General features: G+C 42.7%; 20 protein-coding genes. 2 read left to right on the forward strand and 18 right to left on the reverse strand.

Going from position 1 to position 21,081, the window contains the following annotated elements; translation table 11 throughout:
- Window positions 1-2: 2 nt before the first annotated feature.
- From rnhB to rpsB, 15 genes are all read right to left on the reverse strand, one after another.
- Window positions 3-596: a ribonuclease HII gene (gene rnhB / locus HUZ36_RS09610; protein WP_125253097.1), complete on the reverse strand. Its 594-nt coding sequence runs from the start codon at window positions 594-596 to the stop codon at window positions 3-5.
- Entirely contained in the window at window positions 586-1,740 is a 1,155-nt protein-coding gene (gene lpxB / locus HUZ36_RS09615) for a lipid-A-disaccharide synthase (protein ID WP_176032705.1), read from the reverse strand. The genes rnhB and lpxB overlap by 11 nt, the downstream gene beginning before the upstream one ends.
- 72 nt (window positions 1,741-1,812) lie before the next feature.
- Window positions 1,813-2,586 (reverse strand): acyl-ACP--UDP-N-acetylglucosamine O-acyltransferase, encoded by a 774-nt coding sequence (gene lpxA, locus HUZ36_RS09620; RefSeq protein ID WP_176032706.1) that lies wholly within the window; start codon window positions 2,584-2,586, stop codon window positions 1,813-1,815.
- Window positions 2,586-3,038: a 3-hydroxyacyl-ACP dehydratase FabZ gene (fabZ, locus tag HUZ36_RS09625; protein ID WP_125253100.1), complete on the reverse strand. Its 453-nt coding sequence runs from the start codon at window positions 3,036-3,038 to the stop codon at window positions 2,586-2,588. Before fabZ ends, lpxA begins: the two co-directional genes overlap by 1 nt.
- A 10-nt stretch (window positions 3,039-3,048) precedes the next feature.
- The gene (gene lpxD / locus HUZ36_RS09630; RefSeq protein ID WP_128731463.1) at window positions 3,049-4,092 is read right to left on the reverse strand and encodes a UDP-3-O-(3-hydroxymyristoyl)glucosamine N-acyltransferase; all 1,044 of its coding nucleotides are present in this window, start codon (window positions 4,090-4,092) and stop codon (window positions 3,049-3,051) included.
- Window positions 4,092-4,610: an OmpH family outer membrane protein gene (locus HUZ36_RS09635; RefSeq protein ID WP_125253102.1), complete on the reverse strand. Its 519-nt coding sequence runs from the start codon at window positions 4,608-4,610 to the stop codon at window positions 4,092-4,094. The genes lpxD and HUZ36_RS09635 overlap by 1 nt, the downstream gene beginning before the upstream one ends.
- An 11-nt stretch (window positions 4,611-4,621) precedes the next feature.
- Window positions 4,622-7,093, reverse strand: a complete 2,472-nt coding sequence (bamA, locus tag HUZ36_RS09640; protein ID WP_125253103.1) for an outer membrane protein assembly factor BamA — start codon at window positions 7,091-7,093, stop codon at window positions 4,622-4,624.
- Window positions 7,094-7,259: 166 nt separating this feature from the next.
- Entirely contained in the window at window positions 7,260-8,612 is a 1,353-nt protein-coding gene (gene rseP, locus HUZ36_RS09645; RefSeq protein ID WP_176032707.1) for a sigma E protease regulator RseP, read from the reverse strand.
- Between the two features lie 2 nt (window positions 8,613-8,614).
- The gene (gene ispC / locus HUZ36_RS09650; RefSeq protein WP_176032708.1) at window positions 8,615-9,805 is read right to left on the reverse strand and encodes a 1-deoxy-D-xylulose-5-phosphate reductoisomerase; all 1,191 of its coding nucleotides are present in this window, start codon (window positions 9,803-9,805) and stop codon (window positions 8,615-8,617) included.
- Complete coding sequence (locus tag HUZ36_RS09655; protein WP_125253106.1) at window positions 9,802-10,668, reverse strand: phosphatidate cytidylyltransferase; 867 nt, start codon at window positions 10,666-10,668, stop codon at window positions 9,802-9,804. The genes ispC and HUZ36_RS09655 overlap by 4 nt, the downstream gene beginning before the upstream one ends.
- 10 nt (window positions 10,669-10,678) lie before the next feature.
- Window positions 10,679-11,452, reverse strand: a complete 774-nt coding sequence (locus HUZ36_RS09660; RefSeq protein ID WP_176032709.1) for an isoprenyl transferase — start codon at window positions 11,450-11,452, stop codon at window positions 10,679-10,681.
- 170 nt (window positions 11,453-11,622) lie between these two features.
- Window positions 11,623-12,180: a ribosome recycling factor gene (gene frr / locus HUZ36_RS09665; protein WP_125253108.1), complete on the reverse strand. Its 558-nt coding sequence runs from the start codon at window positions 12,178-12,180 to the stop codon at window positions 11,623-11,625.
- Between the two features lie 127 nt (window positions 12,181-12,307).
- Window positions 12,308-13,045: a UMP kinase gene (pyrH, locus tag HUZ36_RS09670; protein ID WP_125253109.1), complete on the reverse strand. Its 738-nt coding sequence runs from the start codon at window positions 13,043-13,045 to the stop codon at window positions 12,308-12,310.
- Window positions 13,046-13,184: 139 nt separating this feature from the next.
- Window positions 13,185-14,036: a translation elongation factor Ts gene (gene tsf / locus HUZ36_RS09675; protein WP_125253110.1), complete on the reverse strand. Its 852-nt coding sequence runs from the start codon at window positions 14,034-14,036 to the stop codon at window positions 13,185-13,187.
- A gap of 221 nt (window positions 14,037-14,257) precedes the next feature.
- Window positions 14,258-14,986 carry a 30S ribosomal protein S2 gene (gene rpsB, locus HUZ36_RS09680; protein ID WP_128731458.1) on the reverse strand — a complete coding sequence of 243 codons (729 nt, stop codon included), beginning with the start codon at window positions 14,984-14,986 and terminating at the stop codon, window positions 14,258-14,260.
- A 280-nt stretch (window positions 14,987-15,266) separates the two neighbouring features.
- Between rpsB and map the strand changes: the two genes are divergently transcribed.
- The gene (map, locus tag HUZ36_RS09685; protein ID WP_125253112.1) at window positions 15,267-16,058 is read left to right on the forward strand and encodes a type I methionyl aminopeptidase; all 792 of its coding nucleotides are present in this window, start codon (window positions 15,267-15,269) and stop codon (window positions 16,056-16,058) included.
- Between the two features lie 204 nt (window positions 16,059-16,262).
- Here the strand turns inward: map and HUZ36_RS09690 are convergent, their stop codons facing one another.
- On the reverse strand, window positions 16,263-16,940 hold the full coding sequence (locus HUZ36_RS09690; RefSeq protein WP_176032710.1) for a hypothetical protein: 678 nt from the start codon (window positions 16,938-16,940) through the stop codon (window positions 16,263-16,265).
- Between the two features lie 711 nt (window positions 16,941-17,651).
- Here HUZ36_RS09690 and HUZ36_RS09695 point away from each other — a divergent pair.
- A complete protein-coding gene (locus HUZ36_RS09695; RefSeq protein WP_125253114.1) occupies window positions 17,652-18,299 on the forward strand; it encodes a helix-turn-helix domain-containing protein in 648 nt (215 codons plus the stop codon).
- Between the two features lie 140 nt (window positions 18,300-18,439).
- Here HUZ36_RS09695 and HUZ36_RS09700 read toward each other — a convergent pair whose 3' ends face one another.
- Both HUZ36_RS09700 and HUZ36_RS09705 read right to left on the reverse strand, forming a co-directional pair.
- Entirely contained in the window at window positions 18,440-19,936 is a 1,497-nt protein-coding gene (locus HUZ36_RS09700; RefSeq protein WP_176032711.1) for an amino acid adenylation domain-containing protein, read from the reverse strand.
- Window positions 19,933-21,075 (reverse strand): acyl-CoA dehydrogenase family protein, encoded by a 1,143-nt coding sequence (locus HUZ36_RS09705; RefSeq protein WP_176032712.1) that lies wholly within the window; start codon window positions 21,073-21,075, stop codon window positions 19,933-19,935. Before HUZ36_RS09705 ends, HUZ36_RS09700 begins: the two co-directional genes overlap by 4 nt.
- Window positions 21,076-21,081 lie beyond the last annotated feature (6 nt).

A 21,081-nucleotide genomic window follows, 5' to 3' on the forward strand; every position in this document is an offset into this window, starting at 1 on the left:
ACTTACTCCTTCCCAGCTATGATGCGCTGCACAGGCTTAAAGCTTGTGCGATGATGGGGTGTTACCCCATGTGCTTCAAGCGCAGCAAAGTGGGCTTTCGTCGGATAGCCTTTATGGCCTGCAAAACCAAACTCAGGATATTCAGCATCCAGTGCTAACATCTCGTTGTCTCGAGTCACTTTCGCCAAGATAGAAGCTGCACTAATTTCCGCCACAAGGCTATCACCTTTGACCACTGCGGTCGCTGCAACATTCAATTTGGGCAATCGATTACCATCTACAAATACATGCTGAGGCTGAACTTCCAAGCCTTCCACCGCTCGAGTCATCGCCAACATGGTTGCATGGAGAATATTTAGCTCATCGATTTCGGCAACCGTTGCTCTGGCAATATGGTAGCACAGCGCTTTTTCTTTTATTTCTTGTGCCAATGCGATGCGTTTTTTTTCTGACAATTTCTTAGAGTCAGTCAAACCCGCAATCGGCTTATTTGGATCTAAAATAACGGCTGCTGTCACAACGTCGCCCACTAATGGGCCGCGCCCGACTTCGTCAACGCCTGCAATATACTGCACATCAGGACGTTCAATTTGCATCTATTAACTCCATCACTGCTTGAGCCGCTTGCTTGCTGGCATCTAAGCGTATGTTTTCGTGTATTTCGTAAAATTTTCTAATAAGTTTGCTGTTATCACCTTTTAACATCGGAAACAGTGCATCAGCAAGCGCATCAGGGTTACATTCTGCCTGCAAAAACTCCGGCACGAGCGGCGCATCGGCTAGTAGATTTGGCAAAGCAAAGTATTTGATATTAAAGGTAAAAAAGGTATTAAATATCCAGTAGCTCTTCGGATTTAGTTTATAGCCTACAACCATAGGTTTTTTATAGAGCATCGCTTCTAGTGTCGCTGTGCCTGACGCCAATAAAACGGTATCAGCCGCTTGCATCGCCAATGCAGACTGACCATCTAGCATAATTGGATTAAGCTCTGGTGCGACTTCTTGCAGCGCATCTAAGAACTGCGCTTTGCGCTTTTCATTTACCAGTGGCACAACTATTTTTAAATTGGGAATTTTATCAACTAATTTTTTTGCCGTTGCAAGATAAGTACGACTTAATAATCCCACTTCCGAGCCACGACTTCCAGGCAGTAAAGCCAATACTGTATCGTCAGGGCTGATATGTAGCTGCGCCCTTGCACCTTCGGTATCCGGTTCAAGAGGGATCTCATCCGCCAGCGTATGGCCTACGAATGTACAAGGTACTTCATGTTTGTCGTAAAAGGCTTTTTCAAAAGGCAACAGGGAGAGCACTAGGTTAGTCGCTTCAGCGATCTTGTGAATACGCTTTTGACGCCACGCCCAAACACTAGGGCTTACATATTGAATGGTTTTTATCCCAGCGGCTTTTAATGGCTTTTCAACTCTAAGGTTAAAGTCTGGAGCATCAATACCTATAAATACATCAGGTGGATTATCGATGAAATAATTCACCAATTGCTTTTTGATTTTTAGCAGACGAGGTAAGCGACCAAGTACCTCGACTAGCCCCATGACCGCTAATTCATCCATATCGAATAGACTGTTGCATCCTGCTTGTTGCATCTTAGGTCCGCCAATGCCCACAAATCGAGCGTTGGGGTAATGAACTTTTAGAGCATTAATAAGGCCTGCGCCGAGTATATCGCCTGATAATTCCCCTGCAACCACGCCAATGGTAATGTTTTTTTCGTTAGCCATTATTGTCTTTCAGTATAAAAAAACGCCATACAATTTGTATGGCGTAAGTATAACTCTTATTGCGGTTCAAGTTTAGCGGATCAAGCCACGGTTAGAGGTCGCAATAAAGTCAATCATTTGCTGTACGGCTGAGAACTGTGAAGCTTCTTCTTTTAAAGCTTCTAGCGCATCTTCTAGGCGCAAACCTTTACGGAATAACGTTTTATAAGCGCGTCGAGTAGCCATTATTTCATCTGACTCAAAACCACGACGTTTTAAACCTTCAGTATTAATCGCAACAGGTCTCGCTGGCGTGCCTGTGGTTGTGACAAAAGGCGGGACATCTTGATTAACGCCAGAGTACATACCAACAAAAGCATGTGATCCTACTTTACAAAATTGATGCACCCCTGAATTACCAGCTAAGATAACCCAGTCACCAATATGTACATGCCCTGCCACACTGGCATTATTGGCAAAAATAACATTACTGCCAATTACAGCATCATGAGCTACGTGAGTGTAGGCCATGAATAAGTTGTTACTGCCGATTTTGGTGATCCCTTCATCTTGGATTGTGCCACGGTGAATCGTGGCGCACTCGCGAATAACGTTATTATCACCAATGATCAGCTTGGTTGGTTCATCCTTGTACTTTTTATCTTGGCAGGCTTCCCCTACTGACGCGAATTGGAAAATGTGGTTACCTGAACCAATCTCAGATGGCCCTTTAATCACAACATGTGATTCAATTTTACAGTTATCACCGATGGCAACATCGTTGCCAATGTAACTATAAGGACCTACGGATACATTTTCGCCTAAACGCGCGCCTGACTCGATAATTGCGGTAGGATGAATAGACATTAAAACTCTCTTCTAGCACACATGATTTCAGCTGAGCACACGATGTTACCTTCAACTCTAGCCTCAGCACTAAACTTCCAGATATTACGGCGTTCTTTTACAAAATTAACGTGCAAATGCATTGTATCGCCAGGAAGTACTGGCTGTTTAAAACGTGCATTGTCGATCGCTGCAAATAAGTATAGTTCATTTTCACTGCGATTCTCGACAGTTTTAAAACCAAGTAAGCCCGTCGCTTGTGCCATTGCTTCTAGGATCAGTACTCCAGGAAAAATAGGCTGCTCTGGGAAGTGACCGGTGAAAATAGGTTCATTGATGGTCACATTTTTAATCGCATGAAGATGCTCACCCGGTTTATAGTCCACCACCTTATCAACCAATAACATGGGATAACGGTGTGGAAGAAGTTTTAAAATCTCTTGGATATCAAAGCTGTTTAATTCGTTAGCCAAAATAGCTTCCTTATTCTACATCAGTATCTTTAAGCTGTGCTGTTAGCAACTCAAGTGCCTTCAGACGCGACTTAAAGTCAGATAAATTGCGTAAGTGTGCAATCGACTTACGCCACTCTTTATTCGTTTGGTGAGGCAAACCAGAAGAGTAGATCCCAGGCTGCGTAATGCTTTTGGTCACCATACTCATACCGGTAATAACAACACCATCACAGACCTCATTGTGGCCGTTTATCGCTGACATACCACCTATCTGACAGTATTTGCCGATTTTTACACTACCCGCAAGTACCGTGCAGCCAGCTATTGCCGTGCCATAACCGACCTCAACATTGTGAGCAATCTGAATTTGGTTATCTAAAATAACATTGCTGTGGATGATGGTATCTTCAAGTGCCCCTCTATCTATAGAGGTGCTTGCACCAACTTCAACGCGGTCACCTATAATTACTGTGCCAACTTGTGGAATTTTAACCCACTCGCCTTTTTCGTTTGCGTAGCCGAAGCCATCACTTCCGATAACAGAACCAGATTGGAATAAGCAATCTTCACCAATCTGAACCTCATGATAGACGGTTACGTTCGCCCAGAGTTTAGTCCTTGTGCCTATTTTGGTATATTTACCAATAAAACAACCAGGCCCTATCTCAACACCATCACCAATCACTGCACCATCTTCAATAACAGCATTTGCACCCACACTGACATCTTTGCCTAGGGTTGCTGTAGCTGAAATAATGGCTGAATCATGAATACCATCTGCCGAGCGTGGCGTAGAATCTAACTTTTGCGCCAGCTTTGCATATGCAACATAGGGATCCGCAATAATAAGTTTGTTACCGGAGAAATATTCCGCATCCTTTTCGCTCAGGATCACGGCACCAGCAGCTGTACTATCGAGCTGACTACGGTACTTACTATTGGCTAAGAATGCGATTTGGTCTTCTTGCGCCATCGCCAAGGTGGCAATATTCCTAATTGGTTTATCGCCATCACCCTGTAGCTGAGCACCTAAGGACTCAGCTAGTTGAGATAAGGTGTAAAGTTTTGTCATTACTTGCTGCTAACCGCTTTTACCACTTCATCAGAAAGGTCGGCTACTTTATCAGGATTAAAGTAAATTGTCGTATCTTTTACTTTAACTTCGTCAAACTTACCTTTTTTAGCAACAGACTCAATTGCATCTACAATTAGCTTCTGTACTTTTGCAAGCTCTTGGTTCTGACGAACTTTAATTTCTTGCTCTAACGGACGACCTTTTTCAGCCAGTGTTTTCTGCATCCCTTGAATTTTTTCGCGTAGCGCTTCTTTTTGCTCTTCGCTCATCGTTGTTGACTCACGCTTGAACTTTTCTGCTTCAAAACGAATGTCACCTTGAATTTTTTCAAGCTCTTGACGACGCTCAGCAAATTCAGCTTGAAGTGTTTGCTCAATTTTCGCCATCTGTGGAATTTGTTTATACACTTCTTGCATATCTACAACTCCAACTTTATGTGCAAACGCACTACCTGATGCACCCATCATAAGTGCTGCTGTCATCGCTAGTGTTGATGATTTGATAAATTTTTTCACAATAAAACTCCTTAGAATGTATTACTGATGTTGAAGCTGATCGTCTTCGTATCGTCTTCTTCTTCTTTTTTAAGCGGGTAGGCGAAACTGATCAGCATAGGTCCCATTGGTGAGATCCACTGAATCGATAGACCCGTTGACACTCTGAACCTCGTTGGATCAGAGAAATCAGAAAGTAATTTGTATTGATCTTCCGTCAAGTTGTTGTAGCGGTCTACATCAAATTCGGTATCCCAAACGTTGGCCGCATCAACAAAGAAGCTGGTTCTTACTGAACTGGTGTTTTCTTCATCTAAGAATGGCGTTGGCACAATTAGCTCAAGCCCTGCAAGCGCTTTGGCATTACCACCAATACGGCCACCTAAAGATAACGTGTCGAACTCAGGATCAGCACCGATACAGCTACCAGCACTACCGTCTGGTTTAGCTGTACCTGGTAGACATTTAGGCGCACGCTGAACCGCTCTAGGTAAAATAGTATTACGATCAAAACCGCGTAATTCTTGTTCAGAAATACGGAAGAATTCCTGGAATGGTAATACTTGTTCAAAACCATTGGTTTCGCCATAACCATTACCATAGCCTAAGCCTGCTCTTGCTGAGAATACCCAGCGGTGGTCGTTACTAATTGGCCAGTAAAAGCGAGAATCATAGTTGATCTTAAAGAAGTTAAGATCCGAATTTGGTGTAGTCACACTTAGATTCACACTTTGGCGAGAACCGGCGGTTGGGAACATACCACGGTTAACCGTAACTCGTGACCAACCGGCACTTAGCTCATATTTCGTAAAGTCATAATCAGCATCTGGGTCACTTTCGTTTAAGAAGCTTTCACGTAGTACTCGAGTTTGCTCAAAGTCTGAAATTTGCGATAGGCTTTCTTCTATCCAACGAATACCAAAATTAACACGGTTTATGGCATTGATAGGGAAACCAAAATTAGTACCTAAACCATAGCTCGTTGATTTATAGTCGACGATACCAAACTCACTGGCGTCAAACTTACTGTAGAAAATACTACTACCTTGTGACACACCATCTGGCGTAAAGTATGGATCTGTGTAGGAAACGCTATAACGCTCAGAGCCACGTGACGTGTTGATATTGAACGCCACTTGATTACCAGAGCCAAGGAAGTTTGATTCACTAACACCAATGTTAAATTGCAGACCCGCATAGGAGCCATACGCAACACCGGCTTGGAAGCTACCCGCAGGCTGCTCTTTTACGGTAAAGTCAACATCGACTTGGTCTTCTACACCCGGAATTGGCTTAACTTCAAACTCAACCGTTTCCATATATGGCAAGCGTTGTATTTGTAATTTAGAGCGTTCAAGGTTTTGATTAGAAAGCCAAGCACCTTCTAGCTGAGTCATTTCACGACGAAGTACTTCATCCGCAGTATTTTGGTTACCGTTTACTACAATGCGACGTACATATACTCGCTTGCCAGGGTCGACAGACAACGTTAATTGTACTTCTTTATCTTCATCGTTAATTTCTGGCACGGTGCGAACTTCCGCATTGGCATAACCGAAGCGCGCAAGATAGCTCTTAATAAAATCTTCCGTTGCGGTCACTACCGAGCCATTGTAAAGCTCACCGGCACGCAGTGGCACGATTTCTTTAATCAGATCTTCACGCCCTAGTAAGTCACCAATAAAGTCAAACCCTTTGACAGTATATTTTTCACCTTCAGTGATATTCGCGGTAACGTATACCGACTCACGCTCTGGACTTACTGAAACTTGTGTCGAGTCAATATTAAAGCGCAAATAACCACGGTCTAGGTAGTAGCTGCGGATTTTTTCTAAGTCACCTTCAATGGTTTGCTTCTGATAACGGTCATTAGATAAAAAGCGCCACCAAGGTAAGTCTTGTTGTGACTCAATGAGATTAAGTAACTCTTCATCTGAAAACAGCTCATTACCAACAAGGTTGATTTGACGTACAGACGCGGCATCACCTTCTTCGAATTTAAGCTTCAACTTTACACGGTTGCGAGGTAACTCAACAATACTGACTTCCACTTTCGCATTGTACTTACCAATACTGTGGAAAAACTCTGTGAGACCTTTTTCGATGCTATCAAGCACTGTCTTGTCTAACGGCTCACCTTGGCGAATGTTTTGCTGTTCTAAGCTTTCGTTGAGCTGTTCATCTTTAATGTCTTTGTTACCATCAAACTCAATAGAGCTGATTGTAGGACGCTCTTTGACTTTAAAGATAATTTGGTTGCCATCACGAAATACCGCGATGTTGTCAAAATGCCCTGATTTGTACAGCGCCTTGATTGTGCGTGAAATCGTAAACTGATCAATATTGTCACCAACGTTGATCGGAATGTGTGTTAATGCAGCACCTAATGCTACACGCTGCAACCCTTCTACTTTTAAATCTTCTACGATAAAGGAGTTTTGCCCTAAGGCAGCAAAACTAGCGCCCAGTAAACTGGTTACTGCAATGTGTTTTTTTATAGGCATTTTATTATCTTTATCCTTTACAACAATTTTGGCGCGATACGCTAAGGCCCATTACATCACAACATTCAAACGTTACAGCTTGTGTATTGTGTTTTCCGTTGTATGTTTAACCAAACCTGCAAACATTTAAACTGTATGTTATGTGCGCTTTTTAGCACCGCACGGCTTAAAGCCGGGAAACGTCATTAAATAGTGCAAAAAACGTTAAGGCAAGCAGAAGCGCAGCTCCTATCTTAAACCCAAACTCTTGTGTCTTTTCAGAGACTGGTTTTCTACGAATTAGTTCAATTAAGTAATACATTAAATGCCCACCATCTAAGACAGGGAGCGGTAATAAGTTAAAAACCCCTAAGTTAACGCTAATAAGCGCCAAGAAGCCTAAAAATGCTACTAATCCGTAACTAACGCTATTTCCAGCGCTTACCGCGATCCCCACCGGCCCACTTAAGTTTTTAACTGAGACTTGACCGGTTAGTAAGTTACCAATCATATCAAAACTAAGGGCAATGAGATCGTAAGTTTTACGAATGCCAAGCACCATACTATCTAGAATGCCGTATTGTCTAGTTTCAATATACCCATCCGGCCATTTTTCCATCACGGGCACTACACCAAGATAACCTTGGACAATACCATCGGGAGATGTTTTTGCTTGTGGAATAACAGTTAAGGTTTGAGTCTGACCATCTCTTAGAATATCGACAACCAATGACTGATTGGCAGATTTTTGCACCCGACTCACCAGCTGCTGCCAGGTCTCTAACTGTTCACCGTTAATTGCAACGACGGTGTCTTGTACCTTAAAACCGGCTTTATCTGCAGCGGCACCCTGTTCGATGTAACCCAACTGCAATGTTAGTGGTGGCCGATATGGCGATATACCAACTGACGTTAACGGCGCTTCATCTTGTTTATCTAGCTTCCAGTTGGACAAGGCTAATGTGCGTATTGCCAAGCTACCTTTTTCATCTTGTACTTTTGCAACTAAGCTAGGTTCACCGAGATGTGCCATCAGTTCAAAGGTGACATCTTGCCATGAATGTACTAACTCGTCGTTAAGTGCAATGATTTGGTCGCCAGATCTAAACCCCGCTTTTGCGGCGATACTTGCTGGTGTGATGGCACCTACGACGGGTTTAGCTGACTGCACTCCAATCATGTACATGGCTGCCAATGCGATGATGGCAAATAAAAAGTTAGCGATTGGACCTGCTGCTACCACAGCAATACGTGACAAGACCGGCTTATTGTTGAAAGCTAAGTGCTTTTCCTGCTCTGCGACATCATCAACACGCTCATCGAGCATTTTGACATAGCCGCCCAGTGGAATTACTGCGATGACATATTCAGTTTGGTGTTTGTCATACCACTTAAGCAAAGGCTTTCCAAAACCAATAGAAAATCGTAGAACTTTAACACCGGCTTTTCTGGCAACCCAAAAATGGCCATATTCATGCACCGTAACTAAAATCCCTAGAGCAAGAATAAATGAACCTAAGTGCCAGAAAAATTCAAACATAGTTACCTCAATGTTGTAATGATTTGCTTAGCTCGATAACGTGCAGCTTGGTCTGCTTCCATAATAGACTCAACGGATTCTAATACGCCAAGCGTGGTTTGCTCAAGTGTTAAGGCGTTCACTCGGTAGATGTCACAAAAGCCTATTTGTTTATCTAAAAAGGCTGCGACCGCTACTTCATTAGCAGCGTTAATCGTCGTTGTCGCAGCTTGACCACTACGACAAGCATCAATTGCTAATCGCAAATTTGGATAACGTTCAAAGTCTGGTTTTGTGAAAGTGAAATCAACTATTTGTGAAAAATCCAAAGGCTCAACGCCCGCATCAATTCGCTCTGGGTATGCCAACCCGTAGGCAATGGGTGTACGCATGTCAGGTTGCCCCATCTGTGCAATAACAGAACCATCACGATATTGCACCATAGAGTGGATCATACTCTGAGGATGGATCACCACGTCAATATCATCCGCAGAACAATTAAAGAGCCATTTAGCTTCAATAAACTCAAGCCCTTTGTTCATCATAGTTGCTGAATCAACAGAGATTTTTCGACCCATAGACCAGTTTGGATGGGCTACAGCTTCTTCAACAGTAACATTCGGTAGCGTCTCTAATGGCCGCTGCAAGAATGGTCCACCAGACCCGGTTAATAAGATTTTACTCACACCACTTTCGCACAGGGTGTTGCTTTGCCCAGTTTGTATTGAGTTTGGTAAACATTGGTAGATGGCATTATGTTCGCTGTCTATAGGGAGCAAAGTCGCGCCATGCGCTTTTACTTTATCCATAAATAGCTGACCACTCATAACCAAAGATTCTTTGTTTGCAAGCAGGACCTTTTTACCTGCTTCAACCGCCGCTAGGGTAGGTAGTAAACCCGCTGCACCGACGATAGCGGACATCACAATATCAACATCATCATGGCGCGCCATATCTGCCATCGCGCTAACACCACTGAGCACCTTGGTAGAAGTATGAGCTAAGTGTTGAGCAAGCTGTTGAGCGGCCAGCTCAGAATTCATTACTGCATAGCGTGGTTGATATGCTAAACAAAGCTCTACCATTTTCTCAACATTTTGACCAGCAACTAAGGCAAAAACGCGATACTGATGTGCATTTCTACTCACAACATCAAGTGTTGATAGTCCAATGGAGCCTGTTGCACCAAGTACGACCAAGCTTTGTTGATTCATAGTACAACCGTCCACGCGTAGCAAAATGCAAAAATCGGCGCTGCGGCAGTAAGACTGTCTATGCGATCTAAAATGCCACCATGGCCTGGCAAGCAACGACCAGAGTCTTTAAGGCCAACTTCACGTTTGAACATGCTTTCTAGTAAATCACCTACCGCGGAAAAAAGTGCAATAACCACTGTCATGACCGCATATATCGGCCACATATTCATATCAATCGCTGCAAAATGGCAGAAAATCAATACAAATACCACAGCGGTCACCAAGCCGCCAACTAAGCCTTCAATGGTTTTGTTTGGGCTGACTTTGGGCATAAGCTTATGCTTGCCCAAGTTTTTGCCAGCAAAGTAAGCACCAATATCGGCACTCCAAACAATCCCTAATACGACCATAATGAGCACCGAGCCAATATGCTCGCCTTCTTGGTATCCCGCACTTCGCATCACATTCAGCGCCAGCCAAAGCGGGATCAATGTTAATACTCCCGCGATTGAACGCATCATAATACCTTCGTTCCAAGCTCTCGCAGCACGAGGGTACTTTACCACCAAGAAAGTTGCGACTAGCCACCATGCAAACGCTAACGTAAAAACGTAATTTGCATCTGCAACTAAGCGCCCTTGTTGCCATAACTCTTGTATCGGCCAATGGCTATTAAGCACTAGTATCAATACAGCCATGACGCCTACAAAAGCAATTCGCTGACGCTTTTGACACAGACCAGCAAGCGCTGACCACTCCCATGCACCCAGTAAAACGATAAGTGCGGCAATGGTACTAAACATTGCCAACGGCGTATAAAACACCAAAAGTAGTGCCAGAGGTGCAAGCACAGCTGACGTTAAAATGCGTTGTTTTAACAAATTTGAACCCTTAACTTGTTGCGTCTTTCTCTGCAAGGAGTTGCTTAATTTGCTCTCCCGTACATCCGAAGCGTCGCTCTCTAGACACGTAACAAGCAATGGCTTCAGAGAATGCTTGCTCGTCAAAATCAGGCCATAGCGTGTCGGTAAAATAGAGTTCAGCATACGCTGCTTGCCAAAGCAAAAAGTTACTAATGCGGAAGTCACCTCCCGTTCTGATCAACAAATCAAGACTTGCTTGCTCAGACATAGTCATTTGCTTGGTGAGTGCATCTTCGGTTATATCGCTGGCTTGCAATTCACCCGAGGCGACTTGCTGAGCGAGTTGTTGTGCAGCTTGTGTGATATCCCAACGCCCACCGTAATTTGCAGCAATGTTTAAGTTAAGCCCAGTATTGTTTTGGGTCAATGTTTGAGCTTCATGAACTCGCTGCTGTAGCGCGTCTGGAAAACGAGAAAGATCGCCAATAATGGTTAGCTTTACGTTGTTCTTATGTAATTTTTTAACTTCTTTAGACAGCACATAAATGAATAGCTCCATCAATATGCTTACTTCGTCTTCTGGCCTACGCCAGTTCTCACTACTGAATGCAAATAGTGTCAAAGACTCTATACCCAGTTTGGAACAGAATTGCACAGCACTTCGGACAGAGTCCACACCCTTTTTATGCCCAAAGGCACGAGGGCGCCTACGAGCTTGAGCCCAACGACCGTTGCCATCCATTATTATCGCAACATGTTTTGGCAGTGACTGCTGAGAAATAACCTCTGCTTTTAAAACCATAATTCCAATTTTAGTGAAAAAAACGCCGCCTAGTATACCCTAGGCGGCGCTTCAAACCTAATAAATTTGTCCTTGTACCTAGGCAAAAATGCGCTAACTGCTCAGAAACAAAACAGATTTTTCTACTTTGTTTTAATGAACTCTGTACACACCTGCTAGGTAAAAGACGCTTAGATTTCCATTAGCTCAGCTTCTTTAGCACTTAGCTGTGTATCCATTTCTTTGATGAACTTATCTGTTAACTTTTGAATTTCATCTTCAGCTTGGCGTGCTTCATCTTCCGAGATTTCTTTGTCTTTTAGTAAAGACTTTACATCACCGTTAGCATCGCGACGGATATTACGAACAGCAACACGACCACCTTCTACTTCACCACGTACGATCTTGATCAGATCTTTACGACGTTCTTCAGTAAGTGGAGGAAGCGGAACACGAATAACAGTACCAGCAGACATTGGGTTCAAACCTAAATCAGACGATAAAATTGCCTTTTCTACAGCTTGAGCTAGAGACTTGTCAAACACACTGATAGCCAGTGTACGAGAGTCCTCTGTGGTTACATTTGCTACTTGGTTTAATGGTGTATCCGCACCGTAGTAAGAAACAGAAATACCATCTAATAGCGCAGGGTGTGCACGACCCGTACGAATTTTAGAAAGCTGGCTTGCAAGGGCTGCCACACTTTTTTTCATGCGCTCTTGAGCGTCTTTTTTAATATCTTCGATCACAATACTTTCCTAGTCTGTTCTTGTTATGCCAGATTATACTCGCAATTTAGAGATTCGCTACTTCACCTTCACGTCGGTTAATTAGACTCCGTCATCTAAACTATGCGTTGCCAAAATCGACGTTAGATTATTCTGCAGCCTGAGAAGAGATCAGCGTCCCCTCTTCTTCACCCATGATGACATTTTTCAATGCACCTGGTTTGTTCATGTTGAATACGCTAATTGGCATATTGTGGTCACGTGCCAATGTAAAAGCGGCTAAATCCATCACTTTCAATTCTTTGTCGATAACTTCGTTATACGTCAACGTGCGGTATAACGTTGCCTCTGGATTTTTCACCGGATCGTCGCTAAATACACCTTCAACTTTGGTAGCCTTAATTACCGTATCAGCTTCAATTTCGATACCACGCAAACATGCAGCCGAGTCGGTTGTAAAGAATGGGTTGCCCGTACCTGCAGAGAAAATAACCACACGGCCAGACTTTAACAAGCTGATTGCTTCAGCCCAGTTGTAAGCATCACACACGCCATTTAATGGAATAGCAGACATCAGGCGTGCATTTACAAAAGCACGATGTAGCGCATCACGCATCGCAAGCCCATTCATAACCGTTGCTAGCATTCCCATGTGATCGCCAACAACACGGTTCATGCCCGCTTCAGCAAGTGAACCACCACGTAAGAAGTTACCGCCACCGATAACCAAACCCACTTCTACGTCGAGCTCTACTAACTCTTTGATTTCTTGTGCCATACGATCCAAAACTTTTGGATCAATACCAAAGCCTTCATCTCCCATTAAAGCTTCACCACTAAGCTTTAAAAGAACGCGTCTAAAAACAGGTTTTTTATTGATAGTCATAATATCCGGGCCAATTAAAAGTGAGGTAAAAAATAACCGCGCTTATGCTAGACATAAATGCGCGGTTATTTTAGAGAATTTTCAGCAATGACGCAAAGCTAATGTCAGCTTTTACGTCATTAGGCATCACCGTTGGTGATTACTCGCCTTTCGCCGCAGCGATTTGTGCTGCAACTTCAGCTGCGAAGTCTTCTTCTTTCTTCTCGATACCTTCACCTACTTCTAGGCGAATGAATGAAGAAACAGATGCACTCTTCTCTTTAAGGTAGTCACCTACTGATTTCTTAGGTTCCATGATGAAAGCTTGACCAGTAAGAGAGATCTCACCAGTGAACTTCTTCATACGACCAACAACCATTTTTTCAGCGATTTCAGCTGGCTTGCCTTCGTTCATTGCGATTTCAACTTGAACCGCTTTTTCTTTTTCAACTACTTCAGCCGGTACATCTTCTGGGTTTAGGTAGTCAGGCTTAGACGCAGCTACGTGCATAGCAACGTGCTTAAGTGTTTCTTCGTCAGCTTCACCTGCAACAACAACACCGATGCGCTCACCGTGACGGTAAGCAACTAACTTTGCACCTTCGATGAATTCAACACGGCGGATGTTCATGTTCTCACCAATTTTAGCAACTAGTGCAACACGCGTTTCTTCGAACTTAGCTTTAAGCGCTTCGATGTCTAGCTTTTCAGCTAGTGCAGCGTCAGCAACTTCATTAGCAAAACCTAGGAAGCTTGCATCTTTTGCTACGAAGTCAGTTTGACAGTTAACTTCAACTAGTGCAGCAACGCCTTCGCTTTGCTTGATGATGATAGTACCTTCAGCAGCGATGTTACCTGCTTTTTTAGCAGCTTTTGCAGCACCACTTTTACGCATGTTTTCGATAGCTAGATCGATATCACCGTTAGTTTCAGTTAGTGCTTTTTTACAATCCATCATACCAGCGCCAGTGCGCTCACGAAGTTCTTTTACTAGGGCAGCAGTTACAGCCATTAGAATATCCTCAAATCTGAATTCAGTTCTTGATAAAACCAACCTTTAAGTTGGCTGAATATCAAATCAAGTACAGCACGCCTCAATTTGATAAAAATCCGTTATCTTTCAAGGTCTGCTTGGCAAACAACGGGGTAAGCAGTCAATCGCTTATAAAGAATATCAAGTCTTCACCAAAAATTTGATGAAGACTTGATGACAGCTAATACCTAATCAGGTAATTACTCAGCTTCAACGAAGTCGTCGTTTTCTGCTTGAGCAACGATGTTGCTTTCACGGCCTTCAGTGATAGCCGTTGCTACTGCACCAGTGTATAGCTGGATTGCACGGATAGCATCGTCGTTACCTGGAATGATGAAATCAACACCATCTGGGTTAGAGTTAGTATCAACAACAGATACTACTGGAATACCTAGGTTGTTAGCTTCACGGATAGCGATGTGCTCGTGGTCAGCGTCGATAACGAAGATAGCGTCAGGAAGACCGCCCATATCTTTGATACCGCCAAGGCCTTTTTCAAGCTTTTGCATTTCACGAGTAAGCATTAGCGCTTCTTTCTTAGTAAGCTTCTCAAAAGTACCGTCTTGGCTTTGAGTCTCAAGCTCTTTAAGACGCTTGATTGATTGACGAACTGTTTTCCAGTTAGTCAACATACCACCTAACCAACGGTGATTTACATAGAACTGCTCACTTTGGATAGCCGCTTCTTTAACTGCTTCGCTTGCAGCGCGCTTAGTACCTACGAAAAGGATTTTACCTTTGTTTGAAGCAACGTTCGAAAGAAACTTAAGAGCGTCGTTGAATAAAGGTACTGTTTTTTCTAGGTTGATGATATGAACGCGGTTACGTGCACCGAAGATGAACGGCTTCATCTTAGGGTTCCAGTAACGTGCCTGGTGACCAAAGTGAACACCAGCTTGAAGCATATCGCGCATTGAAACGTTTGCCATTGTATATTTCCTCTAATAGTTTAGGGTTAGGCCTCCACATATCCCATAGCACCAACACGAAGTTTTTAAGCTACATGCACCCAAGTGTATGTGTCGATATGTGTGTGTGTTAATATTAATTAAGTGTGTTGTCTTAACTACAAACATTCATATTCACCAAGTGATGAAGAATTATTTGTAAAAAGACGGCGCGCTTTATACCATATATAAAGAATTAACTCAATCTTATGCGTAAAATTTGTGCATAATGAATGTTCATCTAAATTGACTTGGAGTCTAAATGAGTGCAGTGATCAAAACCCCTGAAGAAATCGAAAAAATGCGTGTTGCCGGGCGCTTAGCCGCGGAAGTATTGGAAATGATCGAGCCGTATGTTAAGCCAGGGGTGACCACAGACGAATTAAACACCATTTGTCACAATTACATTGTTGATGAGCAAGGTGCTATTCCTGCGCCACTAAATTACCACGGCTTTCCAAAGTCAATTTGTACCTCAGTTAACCACGTTATCTGTCATGGTATTCCAAATGACAAGCCGCTCAAAGAAGGTGATATCATCAATATAGACATTACCGTTATCAAAGATGGTTATCATGGTGACACTTCAAAAATGTTTTATGTAGGCACACCGACTATCCAAGGTAAACGCCTAAGCGAAATTACACAAGAGAGCCTATATCTTGCAATAAAAATGGTAAAACCAGGCGCTCGTTTGGGTGATATTGGTGCTGCAATTCAAAAGTACGCAGAAGGCTTTAATTATTCTATCGTTCGCGAATACTGCGGGCATGGCATTGGTAAAGAGTTCCACGAAGAGCCACAGGTAATGCACTATGGTAAGCCAGGTACTGGTGAAGTGCTTAAAGCGGGCATGTGTTTGACTATTGAGCCTATGGTCAATGCAGGTAAGCGACAATGCAAACTACTTAAAGATGAATGGACAGTTGTAACTAAAGACCGTAGCCTTTCAGCTCAATGGGAACATACTCTGCTAGTGACTGACAATGGCGTTGAAATATTAACGCTGCGTAGTGACGAAACGATTGATAGAGTGATCGAACATACAGCGTAAATTACTAATAACAATAGTAATAAACCTGAAGCCAACGCCATGTCGTTGGCTTTTTAATTTCTCTCACTGGCGATGATTTTCTGTTGCTACAAATTTGCATTCTACCAGTTTGTTAATTCAAAATGAAAAGTAGCGTTATCATCACCATTCTCTGAGCACTTTCAGCTTAGGATACAACCTAGCCTAACATCTCTCCCCTGAACTCTATCCCGATACCACCGACATACGACCGTCTTCCAAAAATGATAATATTGTTTGAGGGTGTGGGCGATTTTCATCAAATAGGTAACTGTACTTTTTTAGTATGGCTTTTCTGGCTTGCTCATCCTTAGCCATTGCCATTTCATCTCTGAATGGTTGCGACTCCATAAGGCCCTGATATTGGCTGGCAATACCAATGGTTGCTCGCACAGCATTGAGTACTTCAGGCTTTGCTTCAAACGCAGCGATTAGTTCATCTTTGTATTTGTAGTCCTTCGGCAAAACCAGCTTTCCCTCATCATCAAAGGTGATGCTTTTTGGCGGAAATGGGATGTCGTGTTCAGCGAGTAAAGCTTTTACTTTCATCTCAGAATAGGCTGATAAATTATCAACATTTTGTTTAGTCGGTAAAATAAGTACAGCTTTGGTTAACGCTGTACTGCCTGGCACATTGGCCGCTGCTTTAAAATGATTATCTAAGTTCAGGGCTGTCTTGCCCTCATTTGTCATCATAGTGTAATAGCTATTGCTACTCGTTGCTGCCTTGCCCTCATTACTCTCACTGTCAGCGCGAGCCACTGACAATGCCGTGGCAAAATCACTCTGAGCAGAATGTTGCTTACGGTGAGCAGATTGATTTAGTGTGGCAGCTTGTGTTTGCATGGTTTGCGTAATATTCATACTAATCCTTTTGTGTTGAATGTATTCATCTTAAAAAACAAGCAACCTTCAAGCCAGAAATAACACTTCAACAAAATCCTATTAAAACCTTTAATTACAAAGGCTTAAACTTCATAAGCTCCACGCGGTACAATATCAATGGTAACATTAAGCGGCAAACATTCTCCTCATCAACGCAAACATGGTAATACTCATGATCAACTTTCTTATCAACCGCCTTTTGCTGCAATCCGAGGTACTCTCAAACAATCAAAACCGTCTCCAACTCCTTTTCGCGCTCTTTGGTCTAACATCATTGTGCAATCTTAATTATTAGCAAGCGAGCTATATAGTAAATTAGTATTAACCTCAATATCGAGATAAACGTTTCTATCTCTGAAACTAAATTTAACAAATACAACACCCTACAGCATCACAACTAACAATCACTTCGATATAAAAACTGCCTCCTTGTACCCCACCAGCAAAATAACTTAATAAAAATTTAATGCTTAAAAATTAGAACCTTAATCTTTAAGATTTAGATAGTACTGGTCAAACCAGCCTGCGCAGTCAAGCGCAAAAAAAACACCATCAAGACATCTAGACACAATATGTAATCAATTGATTAAATAATTTGACCATTGTGAAAAAAAAGACCATTATCTGCATAAGTAAACAAAAAAAACACATTGAATACAAAATGAAACAAAATTGTTAAGGAAAGCAGCCATGTCAAACACAAATAACGAGCTGATTGTAGTAACGTCCGCGATAATGCAACTAAAAGCAGCCGCAAAATACAAGAATTTTAATCATGATACGTTTCAGAGCGTCATGTCTTTTGCCAACAATTCCGGCCTGTATATCGCGTTAGTAAAGAAAAAAGAAAGAAAAGTAGTCTCAGACATCAATATATCAGCTTGCAGCCAATTAGTGAAAAAATTACAAGAAATGATTTACAACGATGAGTTCCCGCTGGAAGAGTTACGCGATGTCTGTAAAACCAGCAGTATTTTGTCCGATGTAGCACTTTATGGTCAGGACGATCCCAGTGCTGCATTTATGTTGCTGGTCATTTTCCAAAATAGCCTTTCTAGCACTTTGACACCCGCATCATACCTTATTGATTTGATCACTCCTTATTTACACAAAGCATATACCACAAGCCTAGAACCTAAATGGGCGGAGCAACACCCGCTAGATGCTTTGACAGCAAGAGAGAAAGAAGTATATGACTGGCTTTCGGCAGGAAAAACGAATAGAGAAATAGGCCTTATTCTTGGGATCAGCCCTTTCACAGTGAAAAATCATGTGGCGAGTATTTTAGATAAGCTCAATGCTCCAAACCGCTCTGCGGCCTTAGCACTGTGCAACTAGCGCATAAAGAAGCCCCTATATGCTGGATATGGGGCTTCAGAGGGGTAATTATTATTCAGAGGCTTTTTTATTCACATTGCAACCCATCTCTGAGCCACCTTTACATAATTAAAGAAATACAGACTTTTCGACATAAGATTTTAAGTCGCCATTAGTGCTTTACGGGCATATTTGCCGTTACGTGTTAATGGCAATTGCGACCAGATCTGTAGCCTGTCAATCAACATGTACTTTGGTAACAACTTTGCACAATACATTTTCAATTCAAGCAAGGTCGGTGCTTTTTCCTTGATTGTAATGTGGGCATGTAATTGTTTATCTTCATTTAGTACTACAACACATTCTGCTACGTGCTTGTGTTGATTCAAAGCATGCTCTACTTCACCTAAATGAATGCGATAGCCCTTTACTTTAACCATATGATCTTCTCGACCGTTGTACATAAGTTCACCGAACTCGTTAAAGTAGCCTAGATCCCCTGTATTATAGTATTCACTATTCTGAGCAGTCTTTCCCCAGTATCCGGCAAATACGGTAGGCCCTGAAACACAAATAAAGCCCCGTAAACCTTGTGAAAGTTTGTCTCCTTGCTGGCTTCTAATGGTGATAACGCTGTTACTGGCGGGATAGCCAATAGGAAGAAGATCAGGAACATGCTTACCCACTTCATAGTAGGTGCACACATTAGTCTCTGTTGGGCCATAAAAGTTGTACAGTCGCGTATCCGGTAATTGTGCTCGTAATACTTTTAATGCTTTTATCTCGAACGCCTCTCCAGCAAAAATAACGTGTGTTAAGCGTTCACAGCGCTCGCCAAATAGTGGTTCTGCTTCTAACATAAGCTTAAGTGCAGTAGGCACTGAGTACCACACTGTTATCTTTTGCTGCTCAATGAAGTCGATTAACTGCTTTGGCACATAACTTAATAACTCAGACACCAAATGTACGCTTGCACCAGACAGTAAAGACACATAAATATCGAATACTGAAAGGTCAAAATGCCATGGAGCATGGTTTGCAAACCTATCTTGCTCACTCAAGGTGAGCTTTTCTTTCGCCCAACCAATAAATGCTAGCGCATTTTCATGGGTTATCTGGACACCTTTTGGTGTACCTGTAGAACCTGATGTATACAACATATAGGCTACGGCCTGCGGATTGACCTTTACAGGGGATGAAAGCCTCGTCGCTTGCATCGCATCATTCCAGCAAGTCAATGACGAGATAAGTTCAGCTTTGCCATAGTACTCTTCATTCAGCACAATAACCTGACACTGAATCGAAAAGTCGCGAGTGCACTGATCTAACTGCTCAGCTGAAGTAACTAATACACTAAGCTGGCAATCCTTTCTTATTTCCTCAACACGCCGAATTGGGTTTGCAGGGTCTATTGGCACGTAAATCGCGCCAATATGAGTAACAGCAAGCATAGCAGCGAGGGCACGGCATGACTTGTCTACCCATAAGCCAACACGGTCACCAGAGCGGACTCCCAAACGCTCTAAATGTCCTGCAAAATGGAAAACCGCCTCGCACAGTTCATCATAATCCATGCTTAACAAACCATCATGAACAGCCAACTTGTGTTCACCAGCAATAGCCTTACCTTGGAGTAAAACCTCATTTAGATTTTTCATAGTAAGCCCAGCCTGTTACATATTAATTCTCTTTGAATATCAGACGTGCCAGAAAAAAGTACTGACCCTAACGCATCCTTAATGCTTCCATTTACGCCGCCTTCATCAAGATAACCCAGTGCTCCATGTATTCTAATCACATCTAGTCCTGATTGGACGAAAGCTTCACTGATGGCGAGTTTACTCATGGCCACTGCTTTGGTGTTGTCTACATCTTGCGACTTCTGCCAAGCGGCAAAATAAAGTAATAATCTTGCGCTTTGAAGTCTCACTTCCATATCGGCGATACGGTGTGATACCGCCTGAAATTTACTTATCGTCTTATCGCCCTGCTTTCGCAAGTTTGCATACTCAATACAGCAGTCTATATCGCGTTGCATCACACCAATAAATAATGCAAATAAGCAACAGCGTTCCCAATCCATTGATGCCGCAAATATCCTCGCACCTTGGCCTTCGTCACCTAATACGTACTTTTTGTGGACTTTCACATCATCAAAAAACACCTGATTTAGCTGAGCCGAGTGCAAACCCAGCTTTTTATAACTATTACCTACCTCTATTCCTGGTAAGTTAGCGGGGATAACAAATGCTGTCTGACCGAGGTACCCATACTTAGCATTGGTCGTTGCATAGGCAATAAAGTAGTCAGCAACACTGCCATTGGTCACATAGGACTTTGCTCCTTTGATGATATAATAATCACCTTCAAGACGTGCCGTTGTCGCTAACTTCGCGATATCAGAACCTGCTTCTGCTTCTGATATCGCATTTGCTGCAATTTTTTCTCCTGTGGTGAGCGAAGGTAATAGCTCTTGCTTTATCTCCTCACTACCATGTTCGTAAATTGGCATGACACAAGCAAAAGTATGTGCGGCTCCTGCAAACAATAACCCTGTGTCTGCACCGCCTTGCCCTAACCCTTCTAATACTTTTACTGTCGTTAAAATATCTAGGCCAGAACCACAAGGTGAGTATTTACTACCGACAGGTAATCCAAAGTAACCGAAATCACCTAAAGATTTCCATAAATCAAACGGAAATTCCCCTGCTTTTTGGGTGGTCGACCTTAAGTCAGACGAATAACTTAAAGCATGCTCAAATAATGACAGCTGTGCCTCATTCCATTCAAAATTCATTTGTAT

The organism is Pseudoalteromonas sp. McH1-7, assembly GCF_013366255.1.
Classification (GTDB): Bacteria; Pseudomonadota; Gammaproteobacteria; order Enterobacterales; family Alteromonadaceae; genus Pseudoalteromonas; species Pseudoalteromonas peptidolytica.